The sequence below is a fragment of the Hoeflea sp. BAL378 genome (assembly GCF_000759435.1).
GTDB lineage: Bacteria > Pseudomonadota > Alphaproteobacteria > Rhizobiales > Rhizobiaceae > Hoeflea.
This window is the reverse complement of record NZ_JRJG01000048.1, coordinates 32,270-59,119: the sequence shown is the minus strand read 5'-3', so window position 1 is coordinate 59,119 and position 26,850 is coordinate 32,270. Positions and strand designations below refer to the sequence as shown.

The window sequence follows — 26,850 nt, the reverse complement described above, 5'->3', positions numbered from 1 at the left end:
GAATTGACAAGTGCCGGCTGGCCCGGCGATGCGGAATCGCCGCCGGCGACCCGGTCGTAGACGGCCTTGTCCTGGTTGGGAACGGTCACGCCGCCGGGGTTTTCCGGCAGGACCTTCACCGGCTCCGTGTCGGCGCGGATGATGCGGGGTCCGCCATCGGCGCTGGTACTGTCGCCCGACAGCATGCTCCAGCCGAGTGCTCCGGCGCCCGCGAGCACCGCCACCCCGAGCACCACGAGGGCCAGCAAGGGGCCGCGCGAGCCCGACCGCCGTTCGTCGGCGGGGTCGACGCTCTCGCCCTCATAGTCGCCGGCATACTCCTGACGGAAGGACACCTGGTCTTCGCGATAGGGTGCGGCGCCCCGATAGGACAGCTCGGCCTGGTCGCCGGCGCCCAGTTCGCGCTCGAGCGCGATGTAGTCGTCGGAGATCTCATAGCCGCGCGCGGCAGCGGCGCCGCGGCTCCAGTCTTCCGGCACCGCATAGGCGGCGCTGGCGACAGCCTCGGGTGCGGCTTCCGACGCCTCGATGATGTCGGCGAATTCCCGCTCGATTTCGGTGTCGTAATCCGGGTCCAGCGGCTGCGGCTCATCATGCGCCATCTCGGGCACATCGATCTCGGCGACAGCCTCGACGGCGACCTCGGGTTCGGAAATCAGCTCCGCATCGAAATAATAGTCGTCCGACGCCGCCTGCTCGGCGGTCTCCGTCGTTTCGAATCCGCCGAGCCAATCGTCCTGTTCCGGCAGCTCTTCCGCCTGATCCGGGGCCTGTTCCTCCGGCCGGTTACCAGACTGGTCCGGGGCATGTTCCACGGCTTGTGCGATCGGTCGAGCGGGAACCTCAGACGGCTCGACGCCCTCATCGTCCTCGTCCGGCACCAGCCCGAGGAAGGCTTCGCTCATCGCGTCGCGCTCGATCGCGGCCGCCGCGGGCTTGGCGGCAAGCCATCCGGCGGAGGCGGCAACCGCCTGCTGGGGCTCGAGCGGTGAAACGGAGGCAGCGTCTTCCTCCGGCGAAACTGCGGCAGGCTCGTCGTCCCATTCGCTGTCGAATTCGGCGGAGGTTTCGGCAAGAACTTCCTCGAGGTCGAGATCAAGATCGATGTCGATCTCGTCCGGTTCCTCGGCCTTTGCCTCATAGCGGTCATCCGGCCTGTCGGGCAGGACGAACAGATCCTCGAGCTCTTCGCCCAATTCCTCGGCGAGACCGTCTTCAATCGTGTCGACGGACCAGCTTTCCTCGGGCACCTCTGCAAGTTCCGGTTCGGCGTCCTCGACCGCCATGTCGGCCAGCAGTTCCTCGGCAGCGTCATCGAACACTGATGCCTGGTCGTCGAACAGCGAAGCCTGATCGTCGAACGGGGCTTGGCTATCTGCCGGGCTCTGATCATCGAAAGAGACCTGGTCATCGGCCGGCGCCTGGTCGTCGAAAGAGGCCTGATCATCCTCGGGGGCCTGGTCGTCGAAAGCAGCCTGGTCGTCGGCGGGGAGATCACTCCACCCGCCCTGGTCCGATTCCACCGCTTCGACAACGCCGAGTCCGGCCTCGCCGTCGGCTTCCCATGCCGCTGGCGCGGGAGCGGGAGCGGGAGCGGGAGCGGCGCCGGTCGACAGAGCGTGTTCGTAATCGTCAAGCTGCGTGGACAGGAAATCCTCGAAATCGAGCAAGGCATCATCGCTCGCAACGGCAGCCGGCGCGGGCTCAGGTTCCGGCTCGAACTCCGGCTCCGGCTCGAACTCCGGTTCGGGTTCGAACTCCTGTTCGGGTTCAAACTCCGGCTCGTCGAACGGCGACGCTTCCGGCACGCCTTCGAACGCTTCCGGATCGACAGCGAAGTCGTCTTCGTCGTACGCACTGCCTAACGGCGCAAAGGCCGCTTCAGGCTGCTGCGCCGGCGCCGGGGCGAACGGCGGCCGCGCGTGCATTGTCTGGCGGTCGGGCAGATCGAAGCGGAACATGTCGGCCAGAACATCGTCACCGGCGGTGTCGAGCGGTGCGGCGCGGCGGCTGCTGAAATCGGCCTCGATCACGTGACCCGGCTCATGGCCGCCCTGCTCCGGTCCGGCGGGCGCAAGCGGCGCCTCCGGCTCGGCATCGAGCTCGGATGACGCCCAGATATCCTGCGGGGCCTGGTCGTCCGGCGAAAGTGAATCGGCTTCTTCCCAGGAGCCTGTCTCGTCCGTCAGCTCCGGGGAGAGGGACACCTCATCCTCGATCGCGCGGGCCAGGTCCTCGGTCGACAACTCCCCGGACGCGTCCCATTCCGGCAGGTCGCCGCCCTGGGCATCGAGCCAGTTCTCTTCGGTGTAGGCATCGTCCTCGACCGGCGCGCGATAGGCGTCCGCGTCGGAAGCCTGACGGTCGAAGCCCTCTTCGGCCTCGGCAGCATCGAGATCGTCCACGTCCGGGATCTTCGGCACATCGAGTTCGCGCATCAGTTCGGCCTCAAGATCGAACTCGGTCGACTGAGGCGCGCTATGGGCGGGCATGCGTCCCTCGGCCGGACGCTCGTAACCGATGATTCTGGCAAGTTCTGCCAAAGGATCGTCGATTTCGGTGTCCGGATTCGGGGACCGGGTGTTGCTATCCAGATGATCAGCCATGCATCACTCACATACTCTCGCGCATTCTACTGCCAGAGCATTGTGGGGAAAAGGTGACGTCTAGCGCATTTCTTCCGGTGCGTCAGTTCCCGTAATAGAGAGTCCCGACTTCAACACCGATGCGACCGCGTACACCAAACCCAACCTGGCGATGGTTGATTGTCTGTTTTTATCGTTAACAAACCGCAAACCCGGTTCATCACGCCCTTTATTCCAGTGCGCATGCAGTGAACTTGCGAGATCATAGAGGTAGAACGCCACCCTGTGCGGCTCTTGCCCGGCGGCCGCCGCCTCGATCATCCGCGGATATTCGCCAAGCTTGGCGATCAGCGCCAGTTCGCTCTCGTGGACCAGCGCGGACAGGTCGGCGGAGGCCAGCGCCTCGGGCGAGAGATCCAGGTCCGGGAAGATCTCCAGCGCCTGGCGCATCACCGAGGCGCAGCGCGCATGCGCGTACTGGACATAGAAGACCGGATTGTCCTTGGACTGCTCGGTCACCTTGGCGAAGTCGAAATCGAGCGTTTCCGAGCTCTTGCGGTAGAGCATCATGAAGCGCACCGAATCGACGCCGACCTCGTCGACGACGTCGCGCAGCGTGACGAAATCGCCCGAGCGCTTGGACATCCGCACCGGCTCGCCGTTGCGGTAGATCTTGACCAACTGGCAGAGCAGCACCGTGAGCTTCGCCTCGCCCGCCGACACCGCCCTCGCCACCGCCTCCAGCCGCTTGATGTAGCCGCCGTGGTCGGCGCCGAGCACATAGATCATCTCGGAAAAGCCGCGCTCGAACTTGTCGCGGAAATAGGCGACGTCGGCGGCGAAATAGGTGTAGCTGCCGTCCGACTTGATCAGCGGGCGGTCCATGTCGTCGCCCACCTCGGTGGAGCGGAACAGCGTCTGTTCCCGGTCTTCCCAGTCCTCGGCGGACTGGCCCTTCGGCGGCGGCAGCTTGCCCTTGTAGACATGGCCCTTGAAGGTGAGGTCATTGATGGCGTTGCGAATCGCCCGCGCGCCGTCGGCATGCAGGCTGCGCTCCGAGAAGAACACGTCATGCTCGACATTGAGCGCCTTCAGATCCTCCCGGATCATCGCCATCATCGCGTCGATGGTGCGGTCCCGGATCAGCGCCATGCGCTCCTCTTCGGGCTTGTTCCTGAGCGAGGTGCCGAAGTCCTCGGCAAGCGCCTTGCCCACCGGAACCAGGTAGTCGCCCGGGTAAAGCCCGGCCGGGATCTCGCCGATGTCCTCGCCGAGCGCCTCGCGGTACCTCAGATACACCGATTTCGACAGCACATCGATCTGCGAGCCGGCGTCGTTGATGTAGTATTCCTTGGTCACGTCGTAACCGGCGAACCCCATCAGGTTGGCGAGCGTGTCGCCGACCACGGCGCCGCGGCAATGGCCGACATGCATCGGACCGGTCGGGTTGGCCGAGACATATTCGACATTGACCTTGCGGCCGCCGCCGAGCGTCGAGCGCCCGTAGTCGACGCCGTCGCGGGCGATCACCACCACCAGGCGCTGCCAGAAAGTCGCCGTCAGCCGGAAATTGAGAAAGCCGGGACCGGCCACGCTGGTCTCGGCGACATCGGCGTCATCCTCGAACCGGGCGGCGATCAGTTCGGCCAGCGCCCGCGGGTTCATGCCCAGCGGCTTGGCCAGCACCATGGCCGCATTGGTCGAAATGTCGCCATGCGCCGGATCGCGCGGCGGCTCGACGGCCAGCCGCTCGAAATTGATCTCGACGCCTCCGTCCCTCACAATATCAAGGGCTTCCACAGCCTGCTTGATTCTGGTCTCGAAGTCCTTGAACACATTCATGCGATAAATCCGGATATGGCGGAAAGGGAGCGAAACGGTTGCTCGCGCGCGTTTGACCGCTGCCTATCGCAATTCAGGTGTATGGTCAAACAAGCGCCGGTGCGCCGCAATCGCATAGGTATCGGTCATCCCGGCGAGATAGTCCCTCACCTTCCGCGCCCGCAAGTCCACCGGAAGATCCTCGACGCCGGCATGGGCGTGCTTGTCGCCCATCCCGCCGGGATCGGCCATGAAGGCGGCGTAGAGATCGCGCACGATCCGCGTGGCGTTGGCCCGCACCCGCATCACGTCCGGGTGCCGGTAGAGATGGCGGTACAAGAACGCCTTGATGTCCTTGTCCGCGGCCACGAAGTCGGCGGAAAAATGCGCCATCGTCCGCCCGGCATGGCGCACGTCGTCGGCGGAGCCCGGCTTCACTTCGGCAAGATTGGCCTGGGCCACGCCGATCACGTCCTCGACCATCTCGGTGATCTGCCGGCGCATCACCTCATGGATCAGCCGCGGCTCCTCGAGACCGGGATAGCGCTGCCGCACGACCGACAGGAGCCGGGCGAGCATCGGCAGTTCCTCGAGCATGTCGAGCGTGATCAGGCCGGAGCGCAGCCCGTCGTCGATGTCATGGGTGTTGTAGGCAATGTCGTCGGCGATCGCGGCGACCTGCGCCTCGAGCGCAGAATGGGTCGCCAGCCACAGGTCGTGGCGCCGGTTGTAGTCGAGGATCGGTTCCGGCACCGGGCCCGTGCCCTCCCCGATCAGCGGCCCGTTGTGCTTGACCAGGCCCTCGAGTGTCTCCCAGGTGAGGTTGAGCCCGTCGAAATCGGCGTAGCGCTGCTCGAGCTTGGTGACGATGCGCAGCGACTGGGCGTTGTGATCGAAGCCGCCGGCGTCGGCCAGCAGCTCGTCGAGCGCCTCCTCGCCGGTGTGGCCGAAGGGCGTGTGGCCGAAATCATGCACCAGCGCCACGCCCTCGGCCAGGTCCTCGTCGAGCTTGAGCGCACGCGCCAGCGCCCTGGCGATCTGCGCCACCTCGATGGTGTGGGTGAGCCGCGTGCGGTAGTGATCGCCCTCATGGGCCACGAACACCTGGGTCTTGTGCTTGAGCCGCCGGAAGGCGGTGGTGTGGATGATCCGGTCGCGGTCGCGCTGGAACTCGGACCGGGTCGGGCTCACCGGCTCGGCGACAAGCCGCCCGCGGCTCGCCCAGGGGTTTTCAGCCCAGGGCGCGCGCGTCCCGGTTCCGAAACCCAGCTGTGTCACGTCGAATTCCATGCCTATCCCGTCAACAGGCGATCACGATGACCCGACTCACTCCGTCCAAGCATTGACGTCGGGCCACCGCCTTCATACCTATAGAGCAAGTGATTTGAAACATGTCTCTGCCGGACCTTGACCCCGGCAAGGAGGTTCTATGACTGAAACAGCACAAGTGACGCTGTCGGACTCCGCCGCCCGCCGGATCAGGGAGATCGTGTCCGCCGAGGCTGGCAAGTCGGCGCTCAGGGTCTCCGTCGAAGGCGGCGGCTGCTCGGGGTTTTCCTACAAGTTCGATCTGGCCGACCAGGCCGGCGAGGACGACGTGGTGCTGGAAAAGGACGACGCCCGCGTGCTGATCGACCAGATCTCGCTCGTCTACATGGCCGGGTCCGAAATCGATTTTGTCGACAATCTGATGGGCCAGGCGTTCCAGATCAGGAACCCCAACGCCGTCGCCTCCTGCGGCTGCGGAACCAGCTTCTCGATCTGATTGCCCCACCAGTCGCGCCGCGTACCAAACGCGGCGCCCCTTGCGAAGGATGCACGCCGTGAAAATCGCCACCTGGAACATCAACGGCATCAAGGCGCGCATCGACAATCTCCAGACCTGGCTCAGGGAAAGCGACCCGGACATCGTCTGCCTGCAGGAGATCAAGTCGGTCGACGAAGCCTTTCCCCGGCTGGAGATCGAAGCGCTCGGCTACCACGTGGAGACCCATGGCCAGAAAGGCTTCAACGGGGTGGCGATCCTGTCCAAGCGCAGCCCGGACGAAGTCCTTCGCGGCCTGCCCGGCGACGACGCCGACGACCACGCCCGCTTCATGGAGGCGGTGTTTTCGGTGGAAGGCGGCAGCCTGCGCGTGGCCTCCATCTACCTGCCCAACGGCAACCCGGTCGACACGCCGAAGTTTCCCTACAAGCTGTCCTGGATGGAGCGGCTCGAGGCCTTCGCAGCCGAGCGGCTGGCGCTCGAGGAACCGCTGGTGCTCGCAGGCGACTACAATGTCATTCCCGAACCGGTGGATTGCCATGACCCCAAGGTCTGGGAGGGCGATGCCCTGTTCCGCCCGGAAAGCCGCGAGGCCTTCCGCAGGCTCGAGAATCTCGGCTTCACCGACGCGATCCGCGCCGTCAACGACCAGCCCAAGACCTACACCTTCTGGGATTACCAGGCCGGCGCCTGGCCCAAGAACAACGGCATCCGGATCGACCATCTGATGCTTTCGCCGGAGGCGGCCGACCGGCTCCTCTCGGCGACCGTCGAAAAGCATGTCCGCGGATGGGAGCGACCCTCCGACCATGTTCCCGTGGCGATCTCCCTCTCCATCTGACCGAGCGCCCTGCGGGGCTCGCCGCTAATCTTGCCAAGACGCCCTTACAGGCGCATCATGCGGGCATGAAACATGCGCGATCATGGCTGTTGGCCGTGGGGCTCGGTGTTTTTCCGGTCCTCGGCCTGTCCGTTCCGCCCGCCACGGCGGGACAGGAGTGCGAGTGCCTCGGCAACGGCAAGCGCATCAAGGAAGGTGGCGTGATCTGCCTGCAGATCGGCTCATCCCAGCGCTATCTGGCGCGCTGCGAACGCAATCTCAACAACACGAGCTGGAAGAAGATCTCCGACGGCTGCCCCACCGCGCAGATGTCGCCCTGGAAGGCCACGGCGCAAGTCCGCGGTTGACGCTCCGCCCCTGCCCGCTCTTACGGCGCTGATAAAGGGGATAATTTCCCGCCGGAATCAGTGGACTGAGGTCAGTTGAGGCCCTTGGCCAGCATGTCCTGCGCCAGAGCCACCGCGGTGCGGCGGTCGGCTTCGCCGGCGAGTGAGAACGCCCGCTCCTGCAGGGCCTGGATCCACGGCTTGTCCGACGGCGCCGAACGTTCGAGCGCCGTGGTCATGAAGGCCAGGCCGCGAACCACCTGCCCCTCTTCGAACACCACATTGCCGAGCACGGCGGAGGCCGCCGGGTGACCGCTGACGCGCGCCCGGTTGAGCCACTTCTTCGCCTGCTGGATGTCGTTGGCGCCGCCCTCGCCTTCGAGGATCATGCGGCCGAGACGGTACTGCGCTTCCGGCACGCCAAAAGCGGACGCCGCCTGGAAATAGAGCTGGCGCGCGGCGCCCAGGTTGGGCTTGACCGGGCTGCCGGGAATGCCGATCTGGTAGTAGGACGCCAGCGACAAGAGCGCATTGACGAAATAACCGGTGTCCTGCGATCCGGGCTCCACGCCCTGGCGGGCGATGTCGTCATAGATCTTGAAGGCCTCGTAGTCGTTTTCCACCACGCCGTCGCCATAGGCGTACATGTTGGCCAGCGCCCAGCGCGCGCCGGGATGGCCCTTTTCGGCGGCATATTTGTAGGCCTCGACGGCCTCGTCCTTGCGGCCCTTCTTGTAGGCCGAGAAGCCGAACTTGAAGAGATCGAACGGACCCGATTCGCGCGTCACGCCGGCATTGGGATCAAGCGCGCGCGCAGGTTCGTTCATGCCGATGGCGGCGGCGAGAGCTGCGCAAAAAAGACCGGTCCGGGTAAGACTAGATGTCCGCATAGCAGTGCTTTTCTTTCGCTCCGCCCGGATGGGTGACCGCGCCGTAGCGCGCCGACCCCACCGTCTGGGCGTATTTCCAAAGCGCGCCCGATGCATAATCGGTCTCCCGCGCTGTCCATTTGTCCCTGCGCGCGGCCAGCTCCTCGTCGGACAGCCTCACGCTCAAAATGCCGTCGACCGCGTCGATCTCGACGATGTCGCCGTCCTCGAGCAGGCCGATCGGCCCGCCTTCTGCTGCTTCCGGTCCGACATGGCCGACACAGAAGCCGCGGGTTGCGCCGGAGAACCGGCCGTCGGTGATCAGCGCGACCTTGTCGCCCATGCCCTGGCCATAGATGGCCGCGGTGGTCGACAGCATTTCGCGCATGCCGGGCCCGCCCTTGGGGCCTTCATAGCGGATCACCAGAACCTCGCCTTCCTTGTAATTCCCGTTTGTGACCGCTTCAAAGCAGTCCTCTTCCGACTCGAAGCACCGCGCCGGGCCGCTGAACTTCAGCCTGGCCATGCCGGCGACCTTCACGATCGCGCCGTCCGGCGCCAGGTTGCCCTTCAGCCCGACAACGCCGCCGGTGACGGTGATCGGCTTGTTGGCCGGATGCACGACATCCTGATCGTCGTTCCAGCGAACATGCTCCATGTTTTCGGCCAAAGTGCGGCCCGTCACGGTCATGCAGTCGCCATGCAGGTAGCCGTGCTCGAGCAGCGTCTTCATGAGCTGCGGAATCCCGCCCGCCTCGAACATGTCCTTGGCGACGTATTTGCCGCCGGGCTTGAGATTGGCGATGTAGGGGGTGCGCTCGAAGATCCGGGCAACGTCGAACAGGTCGAACTCGATGCCGCATTCATGGGCGATCGCCGGCAGGTGCAGCGCGGCGTTGGTGGACCCGCCGGTGGCGGACACCACGGCGGCGGCGTTTTCGAGCGACTTGAGCGTGACGATGTCGCGCGGGCGGATCTGCTTGGCGATCAGTTCCATGATCTTCTCGCCGGCGGCATAGCAGAACTTGTCGCGCATCTCGTAGGGCGCGGGCGCGCCGCAGGAATAGGGCAGCGCCAGGCCGATGGCTTCGGCCACCGTCGCCATGGTGTTGGCGGTAAACTGGGCGCCGCAGGAGCCGGCCGACGGGCACGCCGCCTGTTCGATCTCGTAGAGTTCCTCGTCCGACATGTTGCCGACCGAATGCTGGCCGACCGCCTCGAACACGTCCTGGACGGTGATCTGGCGGCCGCGGTGGCTGCCCGGCAGGATCGACCCGCCATAGATGAAGATCGAGGGCACATTGAGCCGGACCATCGACATCATCATGCCCGGCAGCGACTTGTCGCAGCCGGCAAGCCCGACGATGGCGTCGTAGCAATGGCCGCGCATGGTCAGTTCCACCGAATCGGCGATCAGGTCGCGGCTCGCCAGCGACGCCTTCATGCCCTGGTGGCCCATGGCGATGCCGTCGGTCACGGTGATGGTGCAGAACTCGCGCGGCGTGCCCTTGGCGGACGCCACGCCCTTCTTGACCACCTGCGCCTGCCGCATCAGCGAGATGTTGCAGGGCGCCGCCTCGTTCCAGCAGGAGGCCACGCCGACCAGCGGCTGGGCGATCTCCTCGCTCGACAGTCCCATGGCGTACAGGAACGCTCGGTGCGGCGCGCGCGCCGGCCCGACCGTGGTGTACCGGCTCGGAAGCTTGGACTTGTCGAATGCACTGGCGGTCATGTGATCCTCAAACGCGCCCCGGTCCAAACTGGCCGGGCCGCGGGGCCGAACTGAAGCCTTGCCGTGCGCCCCGTTTGTGGCGGGAAATGGGCACCAAAAGCCTCCCGGATTTCATAGCAGATGCATTTGAAAAAAGTGTTGCGGAATCGTCACATTGCGTGATGACCGGCAGAAATTCACCGGATTTGCCCTGTCCAGAACGAAAAACCCCGCCACGAGGGCGGGGTTTTGAAATCAGACCCGTGGGGTCAGGATCAGAACTTGACCTTGATCGCGCCGGAGACCGCGGCCACCAGATCGTTGCCGAAATTGTAGCTCACATCGGTGCCGAAGCGGCCCTGCGAGGTGGTGACCACGCCCGAGCTGCCGGAGGTCAGCACGCCGAGCGCGCCGCCCAGACGGACTTCAACGTTCTGGTTGGGGGTGTAGGCGATGCCTGCAGCCGCGGTCCAGGTGTCGGTCTGCGTTCCGGTCCCGGTGCTGGTGCCGCGGTCCCAGGTCAGCGAAGCCAGGCCCGAGAGGTTGTCGTTGAAGCGATGGCCGACGCCGCCGCTGACCGTCCAGCCGTCCCGGTAGAGAAGGTCGAGCGAGGTGGCGCGGTTGACGCCGCTGTAGGAGCAGCCGAGCGCGCGGGTTGCGGTCGGGCAGAAGGCGACCGTCTGCAACTGGCTCCAGTCGACCCACTTGACCGAACCGAAGGCCAGCCAGCCCGGAGCGATGCCGGACTGCACCTTGAACTCGACCGCTTCCGGCATCGAGGTGGAGCCGAACACCGGAATCACCTGGCCGTTGACCTGCGACAGGTTCAGGGTGCCGGTGATGTCGTCGAGGTCCACTTCGCTGTAGTACATCAGGCTGGCGCGAAAGGCGATTTCCGGAATTTCGTAGGCAGCGCCGATGCGATAGCCATAGCCGTCGCCGCTCAGGTCGAGCCGGCCCTGGCCGTTGCCCAGCGCCAATGCCGGCGGAGCGACCAGACGGGTCTTGAAGCCGCTCATGTCGAGGTAGGACACGCCGCCGATCACGCGCAGATCGCCCTTGCCGGCCTTGAACTTGTAAGAACAGGTTGCGGCGAGGCCGTCGCTCTCGATCTTGGTTTCGATGTTGCTGTTTGCGCCCATCCAGTTCGCGCCCGGATTGGTGTGCGCGCCGTAGGGCTGAGAATAGTCGGCCATGCAGTCGGCGCTTTCGCCAAGCCCGACCTTGAAGCCGATCCTCGGCACCAGGTAGGATTCGGTTTCGTCGGCGGTTCTCGTGCCGGCGCCGAAGCCATTGCTGCCGATGCCGTCACGGGCGTTGGTGTCGACCACATTGGTCAACTCCCGGTCCGGCATGACATAGGCCACGGATGCATCGGATGCGAAACGGGACGTATCGAACAGAAGATCGATATTGTAGCCACCCCGTTCGAGACCCCCGGCCTGAGCTGCAGACGCGAATGCGACGCTCACCGACAGACCTGCAACAATCGTTTTCAAAACAGCGCGAATCATGAATCCCCTCCAGGACGTAAAAGCTTACGATTGAGGCGATTAGGTAATGATTATGAGGGGTTTGTAAACCGCCCCGGAAGCAACCGCGGAAGCAAGGACGCTGGACTTGTCGACAACCGGGCCAAAAATCATCGATTCCGCACCGAAATCCATGATCTTGGGCCCGGATATCGACGTCCGGGGGTCAGAATCCGACCAAATCGCCAGCGTGACACGCTTTTGTTGCATTTCGGTCACAATTGCCGTGATTTTGCGCGAATTGCACGGCATCGGCGGCGCTGGCCGGGTCCCGGGCCGGAATTGCCGCGATGGACGCGTCAGCCGGCCTGGCTGACGCGCTGAAGGGCCTGCGTGAGCTTGTCCCTCTGCCCCTTGAGCTCGGTCAGTTTCTCGCGTTCGGCCGCGACGATTTCCGGCTTGGCGTTGGCGACGAACTTCTCGTTGGCGAGCTTGCCCTCGATCTTGTCGATGTCCTCGGCAAGCTTCGACAGCGCCTTCTCCAGCCGCGCCTTTTCCGCTTCCAGATCAATCAGATCGCCCAGCGGCAGGCAGGCGGTCGCCTCCCCCACCACGATCTGGGCGGACCCGCGGGGCGCCGCGCTTTCCGCCGTGATGTCGCTCACCCGCGCCAGCCGCTTGATCGCCGCGTCATGGCGCGCCAACCGCTCCCCGGTGGCGGCGTTGGCGCCAACCATCACCAGCGGCGCCTTGGCCGAAGGCGGCACGTTCATTTCGGCGCGCACCGAGCGCAGGCCGGAGACGAGATCGATCAGCCAGTTGATCTCGTCGGCGGCATCCGCGTCGGCGAAGGACGGCTCCGGCCACGCCGCATGGCAGGCAAGGCCCGCGTCGGAGCCGGCGAGATGCTCCCACAGCTCCTCGGTCATGAACGGCATGAACGGGTGCAGCAGCTTGACCGATTCGGCCAGCACATGCGCCGCGCAGGCCCGCGCCTCCGCCTTGGCGGCCTCGTCCTCGCCGTTGAACACCGGCTTGAGCAGCTCGAGATACCAGTCGCAGAGCTGGTTCCAGACGAAGCGGTAGAGCGCGCCGGCGGCCTCATTGAACTTGTAGGCCTCGATGGCGGCCTTCACCTCGTTGGACGTGCGGGTGAGCTCGGTCAGGATCCAGCGGTTGATGGTCAGCTTGACCGACGACGGATCGAAACCCGAGTCGAGCACGGCGCCGTTCATGTCGGCGAAGCGGGCCGCGTTCCACAGCTTGGTGCCGAAATTGCGATAGCCGGCGATGCGCGAGGGATCGAGCTTCACGTCGCGGCCCTGCGCCGCCATGATCGCCAGCGTGAACCTGAGCGCATCGGCGCCGTATTCGTCGATCAGCGCAAGCGGATCGATGACGTTGCCCTTGGACTTCGACATCTTGGCGCCGTCCTTGTCGCGGACCAGCGCATGCACATAGACCGTGTGGAACGGCTCCTCTTCCATGAAATGCAGGCCCATCATCATCATCCGGGCGACCCAGAAGAAGATGATGTCGAAGCCGGTGACCAGGACGTCGGTCTGGTAGTAACGCGCGAGCTCGGGCGTCTTCTCGGGCCAGCCGAGCGTCGAGAACGGCCACAGCGCCGAGGAGAACCAGGTGTCGAGCACGTCCTCGTCACGGGTCAGGATCTCGCCCGGCTGGAAATTCTCGAGCTTTTCCTCGACCCAGGCCTTCCACGGGCCTTCATGGGCGATGTAGTGCTGGATCGCCGCCTCGAGCGCGGCCTCCTCGTCCTTCTCGACGAAGACCTGCCCGTCCGGCCCGTACCAGGCCGGGATCTGGTGACCCCACCACAATTGCCGCGAGATGCACCAGGGCTGGATGTTCTCCATCCATTCGAAATAGGTCTTCTCCCAGGTCTTCGGCACGAAATTGGTGCGGCCCTCGCGCACGCTCTCGATCGCCGGCTTGGCCATTTCAGCCGCGTTGACATACCACTGGTCGGTCAGGAACGGCTCGATCGGCACGCCGCCGCGGTCGCCATGCGGCACCATGTGCGTGTGCGGCTCGACATGGTCGAGCAGCCCGATCTCCTCCATCTTGGCGACGACCAGCGCGCGCGCTGCGAAGCGGTCCATGCCGTCGAGCGCTTCCATCACCTCGATCAGCTTGCCTTCGACCTTGAGGCCGTCGAGGAAGTCGTCATTGTCCTTGAGCGTCATCCGGGCGTCGGTCGTCAGGATGTTGATCGCCTTGAGATGATGCCGCTTGCCGACCTCGAAATCGTTGAAGTCATGCGCCGGCGTGATCTTCACAGCGCCTGAGCCCGCGGTTTCGTCGGCATAGTCGTCGCCGACGATCGCGATGCGCCGGCCGACGAGCGGCAGAACCACCTGCTTGCCGATCAGGTCCCTGTAGCGCACGTCCTCGGGATTGACCGCGACCGCCGTGTCGCCAAGCATGGTTTCCGGCCGCGTGGTGGCGACGATGATGTAGTCGCGGGTCTCGTAGGTGTGGGTGTCGCTGTCCTCGTTATAGGTCACCGGGTGCTCGTAGGTCGCGCCGTCGGCGAGCGGATAGCGGAAATGCCACAGATTGCCCTGGACTTCGATCTGCTCGACCTCGAGGTCGGAGATGGCGGTCAGAAGCTTGGGGTCCCAGTTGACTAGGCGCTTGTCCTTGTAGATCAGCCCGTCCTTGTAGAGGCTGACGAAAACTTCCAGCACCGCGGCCGACAGGCCCTCATCCATGGTGAAGCGCTCGCGCGACCAGTCGCAGGACGCGCCCAGCCGCTTGAGCTGGTTGAAGATCATGCCGCCCGACTCGTCCTTCCACTCCCAGACCCGCTCGACGAAGGCGTCGCGGCCCATGACATGGCGGCTGGGCTGCTGGCGTTCGGCGAGCTGCCGCTCGACCACCATCTGCGTGGCGATACCGGCATGGTCCATGCCCGGCTGCCACAGCACGTCGCGGCCGCGCATGCGCTGGAACCGGACCAGGATATCCTGCAGCGTGTTGTTGAGTGCGTGGCCCATATGCAGCGAGCCGGTGACGTTCGGCGGCGGGATGACGATGCAGAACGGCTCCGCCCCGGGCTTTGCGCCGGCGCCGGCGGCAAAAGCGTCCGCCTCCGCCCAGCGCGTCGCGATTTTCGGCTCGACGGCCGAGGCGTCATAGGTCTTGTCAAGCATCGTCACAGGTCTCCGTGGTCCGGGATTGCACCCGCTGTAGAGCCGATTGCAAGCCGAGGTCAAGCCGCAACGGCCGCTGCCGCCGCGACAAAGGCGCGGGGCGCGGAGCCCGGACTGTCGGATGACATTATGACCGAATTGGCGCGCTCTCTATGGCGAAGCTCCTGCGCGCCCGGGCGGTTGCGCGCTACTGGCCGCCCTTGCCCAGCGCATCCACTGTAAACCGATGGGTGCGCGGTGGCGGGCCTGGACCTTTGCGGCGAAACGCCGCCCGGGGCATAATGTTGGCGTGCGCACACTCGACCATCCCTGTGCGGACAGCCGAACGCGGTGAGGCCAGTCATCCTGGCCCCGGGCGTCCCGGATCCTTTGGGCAATCGTGCTAGCGGCGGTTTCCGCGCGACACGCGTTCGATTTCTTCCCGCACAAGCCGCTCGACCAGCGTCGGCAGATTGTCGTCGAGCCATTGCGTCAGCATCGGCCGGAGCATTTCCTCGGCAATCTCGTCGAACGAGCGGTGCTGTCCGGCGGCGATGGCCGCGTCCAGTTCACCAAAGGCGGCAGCGACCTTTTCCCCGGTCTGCAGCGAAACCAGTTGCCCCGTGCTGCCGCGACGGTCCTCGGACTGCGGCTGCGCCGGCTCCTGGGCGACAGGATCCGTCTGGCCGGAATCGGATGCGGCCGCTTCGGTCCGGTCCGGAGCCTTCACCGGCTCGTCCGACACCAGCGCGTCGCGCAGCTCTTCGGCGGCCGCGTCATCGATTTCCGCGACGACCTGCATGGTGACCGGCGCCGTCCGGGGTTCGGACTCCTGGTCGCCCGAAGCCTGGGCTTCGGCGGTCTCGCCCTCAGTGGTCCGGGGGGAGAAATTCTGGGCCGCAAAGCGCGGCAGCTCCGTTTTCAGGTCCAGATGCTTAGGAACGGAGCGCGCCAGTGCCGCGACCTCGGCCAGCGAGACCGGACGGACAGCCGGTTCGTCGTCCCGGGCATGCTGGTCGTCGGCCTCATCGGCATCCAGTTCGTCGGCATAGGCGTCGCTGCCGTCAAAAGCATGCGCGCCGGCTGCCGGATGACTGCCGTCCGCCGCAGGTTCGTTGTTTTCGATGATCCTGCGGATGGAAGCCAGAATCTCTTCCATCGACGGTTCGCGCTGCGCGCCGGCCTGTCCCATGATTACGCTCCATTACTCTCGTCGCCGGGCTCATGCCGACCGGCGAATCACCTTCGCAGTCTACGGCATCGGCCGCGACTTGAGAATCGCGCCGGTGGAAGCTTCTGCTTTCATGCACAGGTATTCCCGCAGGCCGCGTGCGGCCTATCCGGTTGCGGCGGCAGGCGAATGCCGGTCCCGGCCTGTTCGCCGGTCAGCGACCGTCGACGGTGCGAAGGCCGTACCAGCGGTCCTTGGTGGCCTCGTAATGCACTTCCGGACGGTAATTGGCGACCTGCAGGCCGAGCCGGTCGATGGTCAGCTTGCCGGTCGAGGCGAGAACCGAGAAGGTCGCGACGATGGCATTGCGTTCCGCCTGCGACAGCGATTCTTTGGCGGTCAGCACGGTCTGCTGCGCGTTGAGCACGTCGAGCGTGGTGCGCTGGCCGACGCGGCGTTCCTCGACCACGCCGTTCAGCGCGAGGTTGGCGGCGGAGATCTGCGCCCGGTTTGCCTCGATCAGCGCCAGCGACGCCTCCATCTGGGTCCAGGAGGAGACCACGGATTGCTCGATCGCGCGGCGGGCGGAATCGACCAGGATGCGCTGCTGGCCCAGCCGCTCCTTGGCCTGCCGGACCGTGGCGGAGGCTGCGCCGCCCTGATAGATCGGGATCGTCACCCGCGCCTGGATCTGGGCCGTGTCGACGCCGCCGTCGGCCTGGGCGACCGTGCCGCTGACCCGGACGCCCGGCAGGAAGGCGCCTTCCTTGGACTTGACGTCGTAGCCGGCCGCGTCGACGCCGTAGAGCGCCGCCAGCACCGCGGGATGCTCGGTGGTGCCCTGCGCCACCGCCGCCTCGAGCGAGGGGGGAAGCAGCTTGCGCGGCAGCGGAACCGACTGCAGCTTGCTGGGGAGCGTGCCGACGATCTGGGCATAGACGGCCACGCTGGACTTGGCCTGGGCCACGGCCGCCGTCAGGCTGGCGCGGGCGCCGGCGAGCTGGGCCTCGGCCAGGCTCACGTCGGTCCTCGTGCTTTCGCCCACGTCGAACCGGGCCTGCGCCGCGGACAACTGTTCCTGCAGGAAGGCGATGTTCTGCTTGCGGTAGACCACGATCTGGTTGTCGCGGTTGACATTGGCATAGGCCTGCACGGTGGCGAGGAGGATGTCGATTTCGGTGCCGCGCAGGTTCTCGCGGCCGGCAAAGACCTGCGATTCGGCCGCGCGGACATTGTTGCGCGTCTGGAATCCGTCAAACAGCGTCTGGTTGATCGACACGCCGATGCTGGCCGAGTTGGTCACGAAGCCGCTGGTGTTGGTCGAGGTGGTGATCGCTTCCGCCCCGACAGTGGGACGGTAGCCCGATTTGGCCAGGGCAACACCTTCGTCGGTTGCCCGCAGGCCGGCGCGCGCGGCGTTGAGATCCGGGTTGTTTTCGTATGCCTTCGCCATCGCCTGGTAAAGGGTTTCCGCCATCACCGGCTGGGGAAGCAAGGCTACCGCCGAGATTATGGCGAAACAGGCAAGCGATTTTTTGAAAAAATACACGAGTACATACTCCAGCGTGCGCGGGAACGGGATGCCGACTTAGCGCAGAACACGATCATGGTGTTAACCACATATGATATCTCGCGCCGTCCGAAGCAATCAAACAAGACGACGCAGCCATCACTAATCCCGGTCACGTTGCCATCGCGCAACAGCGCGGCGATTGGCAGCATCCCCGACCCTGCGGGCCAGGCCGGTGTTAGAACACGAATTCTTCCACCGTCCGGAACCCCGGAAGCGGCTTGACCGACACATTGAACGCGGCCCGGCCCGAGACTTCGCCGCCGTCCTTGACGTAGAGAAAGGCCTGCGCCGACAGGCCCGAACCGACCGGGACCACCAGCCTGCCGCCGTCGCGCAACTGGTCGAACAGCGCGGGCGGGACGGTCTGCACCGCGCCGTTGAAGAAGATCACGTCGTAGGGACCCTCGGCCGCGTAGCCCTTTTCCAGGTCGCCCGTCACAACCGCCACATTGTCGTAGCCGGTCTCGCTGAGCAGCGTGCTCGCCGAGTCGGCCAGCGCCGGATCGCTTTCCAGCGCCACCACCGAGCCCGCCAGCAGCGACAGGATCGCCGCCGTGTAGCCTGCGCCGCAGCCGATCTCGAGCACGACCTGGTCGCGCGTGATCCGGGCGAGCTGCAGCATCTTGGCCAGCGGAGACGGTTCCATGAGATAGCGGCCGATGCCGCCGCTGTCGGAAATCTTAAGGTCGGTGTCGATATAGGCCAGCGGCTTGAGCGGCGTCGGCACGAAATCCTCGCGCGCCACCGTCAGGAACGCCTTCAACACGGAATGCGATGTGACATCCGTGGTACGGATCTGGTTGTCCACCATTTTCTGGCGCGCAGCTTGATAGTCGGTGCCCATAAGGTCTCTCCGATGCATCTCGTCCTGCGCTTCAATAGAGCGACGCATCCGGACTTTCAAGCTGAACCGCGGACGGCGCGGTTCGAATTCACTGTTTTCGTCCCTGCCGGTTTTCGCCCCCCGGCGGGCCCGGGGCGCAGGAAAGCGGCCGCGGGGGCGCACATGCCCCTTGCGCCGCTGCGATTCTCCGTCTATTTGCCAGCCGTCGGTCGATGACCGGCGCGAGGCCTCGTGGCGGAGTGGTTACGCAGAGGACTGCAAATCCTTGCACCCCGGTTCGATTCCGGGCGAGGCCTCCAAACTCTCACTCATCCAGATCAGACGCAGCTCCATCCTTCTTCCCGTCACTGCGGGCGGCCCGGCGCGCCTGCCTCTCCGCGTTGCGGCGCTCCATCCGCACCACGAAATTCCGCCGCCACCGCCGGACCATCGGCAGATCCTGCGACAGCACCAAAAGCCCGAGCGGAACCATCCAGAAGCCGAGCACAGGCAGGAACCCGAGCGTGCCGCCCACGATCAGCCCCGCCCCGAGCGCGATCCGCCCGCGCGCGTGCCTGGGGAGCTGGAACTGGTGCGAGCCGACGCGAATCTCGGCGCGGGCGGCATCAAAGTGGAAAATCGGCTTTTTCGGCATGGCGTGCGGACCGTTCCTTCGGGCAAAACCGGCCTCGGCCGGACCCAAGACATGGGCTTTGCCGCCCGCCGGTGCAAGATCGACACATTTTCTTCAAAAACCGCTTGGCAAGTTGGAGAGGCATTTGTTATAGGCCCCACACGCTGCTTAAGGCAGTGATCCCCGGTAGCTCAGTGGTAGAGCAATCGACTGTTAATCGATCGGTCGCTGGTTCGAATCCGGCCCGGGGAGCCAAAACCATTTCCGCCTTGCTTTATTCAGCAGTCTGCTCGCGGCAGCAAAGGCGGACTCCCCACCCCCAGGCATGACCCGAAGATGCGCGAGCCTCGAAGGCGCGCGTCATGAATCGTGGGTGCGCCTCAGCCCTCGCCGCCGCTCGCCAGCGCGCGGATGCTCCCCGCCCCGTTCCAGATCACGACCTGGTTGCGGCCGTTGTTCTTGGCTTCATACAGCGCATGGTCGGCATCCTTGATCATCTGTTGGAGCGGACTTCTGCCCTCGCGGATGTCAGCCACGCCGATGCTCACGGTCACGCGCAACGGACCGTCGCCCTCGGCATTGAAGCGCCGCCGCGCGACCGCCTCCCTGATCCGTTCCGCCGCCACCCTTGCGGCGCGAAGATCCGCATGCGGCAATGCCGCGATGAATTCTTCGCCGCCCCAGCGGCCGAAAATGTCGATGTCGCGCAATGCTCCGCGCGCGAGGTCGGAAAATTCGCAGATGACCCGGTCGCCGGCGTCATGTCCGAAGGTGTCGTTGACGGACTTGAAATGATCCAGATCGAACATCACCAGCGACAGTCCGCTCTTGTAGCGGAAGGCCCTTTGCCATTCCCGATCCAGCGATTCCAGAAACGCCCGCCGATTGAGCTGCCCCGTCAGCGGATCCGCGCTCGCCAGCCGGGCCAGTTCGGTCTGCAACCGGATCCGCTCGCTGATGTCCCGGAGCATGGCGACCATGACGGGGCCTTGAGGGGTCGCGACCGTCAGAATCGTCGAGCCGAGCATCACCTCGGTGCCGTCGGCGCAGAGGCCGACAAGGTGGGACTTGCGGTCGCCCATGTACCTGGCCGGGCTCTGCTGGGCGTGGAATTCCTCCACCTTTCCCGCATGGCCTTTCCTGAAGCGGTGCGGCAGCAGCGTTTCCAGCGGCTTGCCCAGAATGTCCTCGCGGCGATAGCCGAACACCGACTCCGCCGCAGGGTTGAACAGCACGATCCTCTGCATGAGGTCGATGGCAACCACGGCATCCGCCGATTCCATCACGATATGCCGGAAAAACTCACCGGAACCGTCACCATCGTGATCCAGCAGCGTATCCGACATCGACGCAGTCCTTTTTCATTACACAATCGGGGGCAAATTGCGGGGGCTGTGACATTTGATAGGTCGAATATGTTAACGGATTGCTTCTCTTGAGGGCTCCGTCCGAGGGGAAACCGGAGCTTCGTCAAGGGACACCTGGGAGCATCATTGTGCGGCTTTCGCGGCAATTCGGACCGCCGGCGCGGGACCCGTCTCCGCCCTCTCCGCAACGCCGTGGAAATTCAGCGTTTTTTCGTGAAACTTCTGATCCGCTTTTTGCGTACCTCCGTATGAGACAATCAAAGACCTGGCGACTTTCGCCCAAATGGAAACAATGCTCGGGATGGGACGCGACACCTCATTTTCAGATGACACGGCAATTGTCTGGTTTCGCAATGATTTGCGAGTCAGCGACAATGCCGCGTTGATGGCGGCCAGCCGCCACGGCGCCGTCCTGCCGGTCTATATTCGCGAGATCCCGTCCCCTGCCCGGCCGCTGGGCGCGGCGCGCGCCTGGTGGCTGCATCATTCGCTGGCGGAGCTTGCCCGGAAGCTCGAAGCCCTGGGCGCGCCGCTGCTGCTGCTGAGCGGCGATCCGGCCCGCCTCATTCCCGGCCTCGTCAAGGCGACCGGCGCGCGGGCGGTCTACTGGAACCGGCGCTATGACCCCGCCCACCAGACCGCCGATGCGGCGCTCAAGGCTGAGCTCCAGGCGGACGGGTTCGAGGCGGAGAGTTTTGCCGGCCAGTTGCTGCACGAGCCTCTGCGTTTGAAAACCGGCGGCGGCGCGTCCTACAGGGTCTACAGCCCGTTCTGGCGGGCGATGGAGCCCGGCATCGAGGATCGTCCGCCGCTGCCCGCGCCACAGGCGCTTGCGCCGCTCCCGGTCCCGCACGGATTCGACGCCGAACCCCTGGCGGAATGGAAGCTGCTGCCGGCGCATCCCGACTGGGCCGGCGGGCTGCGCGACGCCTGGACCCCGGGCGAGGACGGCGCCCGGGCCCGGCTCACGGATTTTCTCGAGAGCCGGATGCGGGGCTATGCCGAGCGCCGCGACATTCCCGGCGTGGAGGCGACCTCGGGCCTGTCGCCGCATCTGGCGAGCGGCGAGATCACGCCGTCGCAGATCATCGACGCGCTCAGGACCGCCGACACAGATGCCTCCCCCGACGACCGGTCGAAATTCCGCAAGGAAGTCGGCTGGCGCGAATTCGCCTGGCACCTGCTGGTCAACGATCCGGGCCTGGTCCAGTCCAACCACAATCCGAAATTCGACGCCTTCCCCTGGATCGACGATGAAAAGGCGCTCACCGCCTGGCGCAAGGGCCTGACCGGATACCCGATCGTCGACGCCGGCATGCGCGAACTCTGGCGCACCGGCTGGATGCATAACCGCGTGCGCATGATCGTGGCGTCGTTCCTCACCAAGCACCTGATGATCGACTGGCGCGAGGGCGAAGCCTGGTTCTGGGACACGCTGGTCGACGCCGACCCCGCCTCCAACGCGGTGAGCTGGCAGTGGGTCGCGGGATCGGGGGCGGACGCAGCACCCTATTTCAGAATCTTCAATCCGGTGCTGCAGGGCGAGAAGTTCGACACCGACGGCGCCTATGTGCGCAGACACGTGCCGGAACTGGCCGACCTGCCACAGAAATTCCTGCACAAGCCCTGGGAGGCGCCCGAAATCGTGCTCCGGGCCGCCGGCGTCCGCCTGGGCGAGACCTATCCCCACCCGATCGTCGACCATCAGGCGGCGCGCCAGCGCGCCCTTGCCGCCTATCAGACCCTCAAGGATGCCGCATGAACGTTCACCTGTCGCCCCCCACCGTCAAGACCGGCCCCGCGCGCCTGAAGATCGCCGTCATCGGCTCGGGCATCTCGGGAGCCGTGGCGGCCTGGGCACTCAATCCCCGGCACGACGTTACCGTCTACGAGGCGGACAAACGTCCCGGCGGCCACACCGCCACCGTCGACATCGACTACCAGGGCGTGCCGGTCTCGGTCGACACCGGCTTCATCGTCTACAACGAGCTCAATTACCCCAATCTCACCGCGCTGTTCGCCCATCTGGGCGTCAAGACCCATGACAGCGACATGAGCTTCGCGCTATCTCTCGATTACGGAAAGCTCGAATGGGGCGGCGACAATCTCTCGACCCTGTTCGCGCAGAAGCGCAACCTGCTGCGTCCCTCCTTCCTGCTGATGCTGCGCGAAATCCTGCGCTTCAACCGGATCTGCCTGAGGGACCGCGCCGACGGCCACCTCGCCGCCCGCTCGATCGGCGACTATCTCAACTGGCGCGGCTTCTCGCCCGGCTTCACCAACAATTACCTGGTGCCGATGGCGGCGGCGATCTGGTCGACCCCGGCCAAGCGGATGCTGGAGTTCCCGGCCACGCATTTCATCAATTTCTTCGAGAACCACCGCCTGATCTACTCCGAACGCCCGGTCTGGCGCACCGTCACCGGCGGCAGCCGCAACTATCTCGACAGACTGCTCGCGCCGCTCGAGGGCCGCGTCCGGCTCGACACCGGTGCAGTGTCGGTGCGCCGGTCGGCCCAGGGCGTCGATATCCTCGACACCACCGGCCGGTCCGAAACCTATGACCGCGTCATCCTCGCCTGCCACACGGACCAGGCGCTCCGGATGCTTGACCGTCCGACCGACGAGGAGCGCCACATCCTCACCGCCATTCCCTACAGCGCCAATCGGGTGATCCTGCACCGCGACGACCGGCTGATGCCGGTGCGCAAGAAGATCTGGGCGTCCTGGAACTACCTGCGCTCGTCCGACCGGTCGAGCGACGCCAATGTCGCCGTCTCCTACTGGATGAACCGGCTGCAGGGCATCGATGCCTCCATGCCGCTGTTCGTCACCCTCAACCCGGACCGCGAGCCGCGCCCGGACATGGTGTTCGGCGAGTACAGCTACGACCATCCGCAGTTCGGCACCGACGCAATGCTGGTCCAGGCCAGGCTGAAGGCCATCCAGGGCGACAACAACACCTATTTCGCCGGCGCCTGGACCGGCTACGGCTTCCACGAGGACGGGCTGAGCTCGGGCATCGCCGCCGCCGAGGCGCTGGGTGCTGTGCTGCCCTGGCGCACCGGGTCCGCCGCCCCCGCCGAAGCGATGGCCTGAGCATGAATGCGCCCCTCGCCCATCCGCTGCTGAAGACCGGCCCAGGCCCCGCCGCCGCTTCGCTCTACATCGGCGACGTCATGCACCAGCGCATGAAACCGGTGGGCCACCGCTTCCGCTACAAGGTCTATTCGCTGCTGATCGATCTCGACCGGCTTGACGAAGCCGACCGCCTGTCGGCTCTGTTTTCGGTCAACAGCGCCAACCTGATGTCGTTCCACGAGGCCGATCATCTGCGCGGAACGCACGAGAAATCGCTGCGCGCCCATATCGACCGGCTGCTCCGGGAGGCCGGCGTGCGCGAACGCGCGGCGCGGATCGAGCTTGCCTGCTACCCGCGCATCTTCGGCCAGGTGTTCAATCCGCTGTCTGTCTTCTACGCCTACGGCGCGGACGGAGCGCCCATCGCCATGGTCTACCAGGTGCGCAACACCTTCGGCGAAGGCCACACCTATGCCTGCCGGATCGAGGACGGCGACGTCTCCGCGGCCGGCATCCGCCAGAGCCGCTCGAAGATCTTCTATGTCTCGCCCTTCATCGAGCTCGACATGCGCTATCACTTCCGGATGAACCTGCCCGGCGACCGGATCAAGTGGCGGATTCTGGAAACCGACGGCTCCGGCCCGCTGCTCGCGGCCACCTACAACGGCGCCCGCAAGCGGCTGTCGACAGGGTCGGTTCTCGCTTGCCTCTTGCAGTTTCCGCTTTTGACGTGGAAGATTGTCGGCGGCATCCACTATGAGGCATTGAGATTGTGGCTCAAAGGGATGCGTTACGTGCCCCGCCCGGCCCCGCCTCCGGTCGCGAGCTTTCGCGATCAGGCCAAGCTCGAACGTCAGGCGGCAAAGCCGTGACGGACCAACCCATGGCGAGACGGAGGGGCTGCGCTCATGAAGACTGAAGCCACCTGGACTGAACATCAAACCGCCGAAAAACTGTCCACGGACAATCTCTCGGCCTATCTGCGCGGACTGCCGGCCAAGGCCAAGATGGCGCTGCGCGGGCTGCTGCACATGGGGCACGGCCGGCTGTCGATCCGCATGCCGGACGGCCGCACCGTGCTGATCGAGGGCCGCGCCGAAGGTCCCGAGGCGGTGCTGGTCCTGCACAACTGGAACCTCGCGCACAGGGCGCTGACCGGCGGCACCATCGGCGTGGCCGAATCCTATATGGACGGCGATTGGGAAAGCCCGGACGTTACCGCGTTCCTCGAACTGTTCCTCGTCAATGTCGAGGTCGGCGACACTCTGGCGGGCGGAGCGCGCGGTCTCGCCCGAGTGGTCGAGCTGATCCGCCACTGGCTCAATTCCAACTCGCGATCCCAGGCGAAGAAGAACATCTCCGCCCATTACGACCTCGGCAACGACTTCTATTCGAAGTGGCTCGACGAGACGATGACCTATTCCTCCGCGCTCTACCAGGATGGCGCCAACGATCTGGCGAGCGCGCAGACCGCCAAGTACCGGGCGCTGGCGCAGGCCACGGGCCTCAAATCCGGCGATCATGTGCTCGAGATCGGCTGCGGCTGGGGCGGCTTCGCCGAATTCGCCGCGCGCGAGATCGGCTGCCGCGTCACCGGCCTGACGATCTCCCGCGAGCAACTGGCCTTCGCGCAGCAGCGCATCGCCAAGGCCGGCCTGTCCGACAAGGTCGACCTGCGCTTCCAGGACTACCGCGACGAGACCGGCCGCTATGACGGCGTCGTCTCGATCGAGATGTTCGAGGCGGTGGGCGAGAAATACTGGCCCACCTATTTCTCCAAGGTGCGCCAGTGCCTCAAGCCCGGCGGCAAGGCCGGCCTGCAGATCATCACCATCAAGCCCGAGGCCTATCACACCTACCGCGCCAATCCCGACTTCATCCAGCGCTACGTGTTCCCCGGGGGCATGCTGCCCACCGAGAACCATCTGAAATCGCTGGGCGAGGCGGCCGGGCTCCAACTCATCGGCCACCGCGCCTTCGGGCCCGATTATGGCCGCACGCTGGCGGAATGGCGCCAGCGGTTCTGGAACGTCTGGGACGAGATCCAGCCGATGGGATTCGACCTGCGCTTCAAGCGGCTGTGGGAATTCTACATGTACTACTGCGAGGCCGGGTTCCGCTCCGGCCACATCAACGTCCGCCAGGTGGTGTACAGCCAGGCCTGAGAGACGCTCACCGCTGTCGCGGCCATCCCGGCAGCGGTGAACCAACAGCCCGGCTGCGCCGTAGACACGGTCACAAGAAGCCTCGCTCTGATCCGCGCAGCCGGCTCGGACCCCTCTCCGGATACCAACGTGACCGCACACAGCGACTCCGCCTCAGCCGCTCGCAGGAAGTCGCCAACCGCACGGCTGGCCCTGCCCCGGATCATCGCCTATGCGCTGCCCGCCATCCCGCTCGCGGCGCTGACGCTGCCGCTTTATGTGCTGGTGCCGACCTTCTACACCGAGACGCTCGGGCTGCCGCTCGCCGCGGTCGGTCTCGCGCTGCTGCTGGTCAGGCTCTTCGACGCGGTCAACGATCCGCTGATCGGCTGGGCGGCGGACCGGTTCCGCCCCCGCTTCGGCCGCAGGCGGACACTGTTCGCGTTCAGCCTGCCGCTGACGGCGCTCTCGGCCTTCATGCTGTTCTGGCCGCCTGCGGACGCAACCACCGCCTGGCTGGTGTCCTGGGGCCTGCTGCTGTCGCTGGGCTACACCGCGGCGCTGATCCCGTTCTCGGCCTGGGGCGCGGAACTGGCGAGCGATTATCACGGCCGCTCCCGCATCACCGGCTGGCGCGAGGGCCTGACGCTGGTCGGCACGCTGATCGCCATCGCCCTGCCCTTCGCCATCGGCTTCGAGCGGGCGGACGGCCTGCACGGGCTGGCGGTGCTCGGCATCGCCGTGCTCGTCGCCCTGCCGCTGTTCGGGGCTGCGGCGATCCTCGCCACGCCCGAACCCGCCGAGCATTCGAAGACGCGGGTCGACCTCAAGTCCGGGCTCGGCCATCTCATGCGCAACCGGCCTTTCGTTCGGCTGATCTCAGCGTTCTTCCTCAACGGTCTCGCCAACGGCATTCCGGCGACTCTGTTTCTCTATTTTGTCTCCGCACGCCTGGGCCTGCCCGACGCGCGCGGGCCGCTGCTGTTCTTCTATTTCCTCTGCGCCATCGCCGGCGTGCCGCTCGCCACCTGGGCCGCGCGCCGGGTGGGCAAGCACCGGGCCTGGTGCTACGCGATGCTCGCCGCCTGCCTCGCCTTCGCGCCCGCGCCCTTGCTGCCCGAAGGCAGCCTTGCGGCCTTCGCTACGATCTGCGCCGTCACCGGCCTGCTGCTCGGCTTCGACCTGGCGCTGCCGCCGGCGATCCAGGCCGATGTCATCGACGTCGACACGGCAGCCTCGGGCGAACAGCGTTCGGGCGTCTATTTCGCCGCCTGGAGCCTGTCGACCAAGCTCTCGCTCGCGGGCGGCGTCGGCATCGTCTTTCCGGTGCTGGCGGGCTTCGGCTTCGATCCGGCGGCGCAGGCCGGAGCGGCTCAGGGCCTGACCGCGCTGGCGGTCACCTACGCCTGGGCGCCGATCGCCGCCAAGCTCATCGCAATTGCGCTGATGTGGAATTTTCCGCTCGACGAAGCCGCGCAACAATCCCTGCGCCGCAGCATCGAGGCGGACTGA

At 65.6% G+C, this 26,850-nt stretch carries 20 protein-coding genes and 2 tRNA genes; 10 read left to right on the top strand and 12 right to left on the bottom strand.

What is annotated here, in order from left to right:
• The 3 genes from LL06_RS12670 to LL06_RS12660 form a co-directional block, all read right to left on the bottom strand.
• Window positions 1-2,492 (bottom strand): hypothetical protein (locus tag LL06_RS12670; protein ID WP_210165720.1); only part of this gene is annotated, 2,492 nt, incomplete at its 3' end.
• Between the two features lie 174 nt (window positions 2,493-2,666).
• Window positions 2,667-4,427 (bottom strand): arginine--tRNA ligase, encoded by a 1,761-nt coding sequence (gene argS, locus LL06_RS12665; protein ID WP_035527113.1) that lies wholly within the window; start codon window positions 4,425-4,427, stop codon window positions 2,667-2,669.
• A gap of 63 nt (window positions 4,428-4,490) precedes the next feature.
• Window positions 4,491-5,696 carry a deoxyguanosinetriphosphate triphosphohydrolase gene (locus LL06_RS12660; protein ID WP_035527110.1) on the bottom strand — a complete coding sequence of 402 codons (1,206 nt, stop codon included), beginning with the start codon at window positions 5,694-5,696 and terminating at the stop codon, window positions 4,491-4,493.
• A 139-nt stretch (window positions 5,697-5,835) separates the two neighbouring features.
• On the opposite strand from LL06_RS12660, the gene erpA reads away from it, so the two are divergent.
• The 3 genes from erpA (at window position 5,836) to LL06_RS12645 (ending at window position 7,359) form a co-directional block, all read left to right on the top strand.
• Entirely contained in the window at window positions 5,836-6,171 is a 336-nt protein-coding gene (gene erpA, locus LL06_RS12655) for an iron-sulfur cluster insertion protein ErpA (protein WP_035527107.1), read from the top strand.
• Window positions 6,172-6,229: 58 nt separating this feature from the next.
• Window positions 6,230-7,012, top strand: coding sequence for an exodeoxyribonuclease III (xth, locus tag LL06_RS12650; RefSeq protein WP_035527105.1), 783 nt, complete (start codon window positions 6,230-6,232; stop codon window positions 7,010-7,012).
• A 65-nt stretch (window positions 7,013-7,077) separates the two neighbouring features.
• The gene (locus LL06_RS12645; RefSeq protein ID WP_035527102.1) at window positions 7,078-7,359 is read left to right on the top strand and encodes a hypothetical protein; all 282 of its coding nucleotides are present in this window, start codon (window positions 7,078-7,080) and stop codon (window positions 7,357-7,359) included.
• Window positions 7,360-7,430: 71 nt separating this feature from the next.
• Here the strand turns inward: LL06_RS12645 and LL06_RS12640 are convergent, their stop codons facing one another.
• The 7 genes from LL06_RS12640 to LL06_RS12605 all read right to left on the bottom strand — a co-directional run bounded on the left by LL06_RS12640 (window position 7,431) and on the right by LL06_RS12605 (window position 18,133).
• Window positions 7,431-8,165, bottom strand: a complete 735-nt coding sequence (locus LL06_RS12640; protein WP_244447117.1) for a tetratricopeptide repeat protein — start codon at window positions 8,163-8,165, stop codon at window positions 7,431-7,433.
• A 49-nt stretch (window positions 8,166-8,214) separates the two neighbouring features.
• Entirely contained in the window at window positions 8,215-9,939 is a 1,725-nt protein-coding gene (gene ilvD / locus LL06_RS12635) for a dihydroxy-acid dehydratase (protein ID WP_035527097.1), read from the bottom strand.
• A 254-nt stretch (window positions 9,940-10,193) separates the two neighbouring features.
• Window positions 10,194-11,432, bottom strand: a complete 1,239-nt coding sequence (locus LL06_RS12630; RefSeq protein ID WP_052161502.1) for an OmpP1/FadL family transporter — start codon at window positions 11,430-11,432, stop codon at window positions 10,194-10,196.
• A gap of 317 nt (window positions 11,433-11,749) precedes the next feature.
• Window positions 11,750-14,566 (bottom strand): valine--tRNA ligase, encoded by a 2,817-nt coding sequence (locus LL06_RS12620; protein ID WP_035527093.1) that lies wholly within the window; start codon window positions 14,564-14,566, stop codon window positions 11,750-11,752.
• 382 nt (window positions 14,567-14,948) lie between these two features.
• A complete protein-coding gene (locus LL06_RS12615; RefSeq protein ID WP_035527091.1) occupies window positions 14,949-15,737 on the bottom strand; it encodes a PopZ family protein in 789 nt (262 codons plus the stop codon).
• Window positions 15,738-15,930: 193 nt separating this feature from the next.
• Window positions 15,931-17,265, bottom strand: coding sequence for a TolC family outer membrane protein (locus tag LL06_RS12610; protein ID WP_152599589.1), 1,335 nt, complete (start codon window positions 17,263-17,265; stop codon window positions 15,931-15,933).
• A gap of 199 nt (window positions 17,266-17,464) precedes the next feature.
• Window positions 17,465-18,133, bottom strand: a complete 669-nt coding sequence (locus LL06_RS12605) for a protein-L-isoaspartate O-methyltransferase (RefSeq protein WP_035527088.1) — start codon at window positions 18,131-18,133, stop codon at window positions 17,465-17,467.
• A 225-nt stretch (window positions 18,134-18,358) separates the two neighbouring features.
• Here LL06_RS12605 and LL06_RS12600 point away from each other — a divergent pair.
• A tRNA-Cys gene (locus LL06_RS12600) sits at window positions 18,359-18,432 on the top strand.
• A 5-nt stretch (window positions 18,433-18,437) separates the two neighbouring features.
• Here LL06_RS12600 and LL06_RS12595 read toward each other — a convergent pair.
• Entirely contained in the window at window positions 18,438-18,767 is a 330-nt protein-coding gene (locus LL06_RS12595) for a hypothetical protein (RefSeq protein WP_244447116.1), read from the bottom strand.
• Window positions 18,768-18,926: 159 nt separating this feature from the next.
• Between LL06_RS12595 and LL06_RS12590 the strand changes: the two genes are divergently transcribed.
• Window positions 18,927-19,001, top strand: a tRNA-Asn gene (locus LL06_RS12590).
• A 125-nt stretch (window positions 19,002-19,126) separates the two neighbouring features.
• On the opposite strand, the gene LL06_RS12585 is transcribed toward LL06_RS12590, so the two are convergent.
• A complete protein-coding gene (locus tag LL06_RS12585) occupies window positions 19,127-20,092 on the bottom strand; it encodes a sensor domain-containing diguanylate cyclase (RefSeq protein WP_052161500.1) in 966 nt (321 codons plus the stop codon).
• Window positions 20,093-20,414: 322 nt separating this feature from the next.
• On the opposite strand from LL06_RS12585, the gene LL06_RS12580 reads away from it, so the two are divergent.
• From LL06_RS12580 to LL06_RS12560, 5 genes are all read left to right on the top strand, one after another.
• A complete protein-coding gene (locus LL06_RS12580; protein ID WP_035527146.1) occupies window positions 20,415-21,875 on the top strand; it encodes a deoxyribodipyrimidine photo-lyase in 1,461 nt (486 codons plus the stop codon).
• Window positions 21,872-23,212 (top strand): FAD-dependent oxidoreductase, encoded by a 1,341-nt coding sequence (locus LL06_RS12575; RefSeq protein ID WP_035527085.1) that lies wholly within the window; start codon window positions 21,872-21,874, stop codon window positions 23,210-23,212. Before LL06_RS12580 ends, LL06_RS12575 begins: the two co-directional genes overlap by 4 nt.
• A 2-nt stretch (window positions 23,213-23,214) precedes the next feature.
• On the top strand, window positions 23,215-24,066 hold the full coding sequence (locus LL06_RS12570; protein WP_035527083.1) for a DUF1365 domain-containing protein: 852 nt from the start codon (window positions 23,215-23,217) through the stop codon (window positions 24,064-24,066).
• Between the two features lie 36 nt (window positions 24,067-24,102).
• Entirely contained in the window at window positions 24,103-25,359 is a 1,257-nt protein-coding gene (locus LL06_RS12565) for a cyclopropane-fatty-acyl-phospholipid synthase family protein (RefSeq protein WP_035527081.1), read from the top strand.
• 129 nt (window positions 25,360-25,488) lie between these two features.
• The gene (locus LL06_RS12560) at window positions 25,489-26,850 is read left to right on the top strand and encodes an MFS transporter (RefSeq protein ID WP_052161498.1); all 1,362 of its coding nucleotides are present in this window, start codon (window positions 25,489-25,491) and stop codon (window positions 26,848-26,850) included.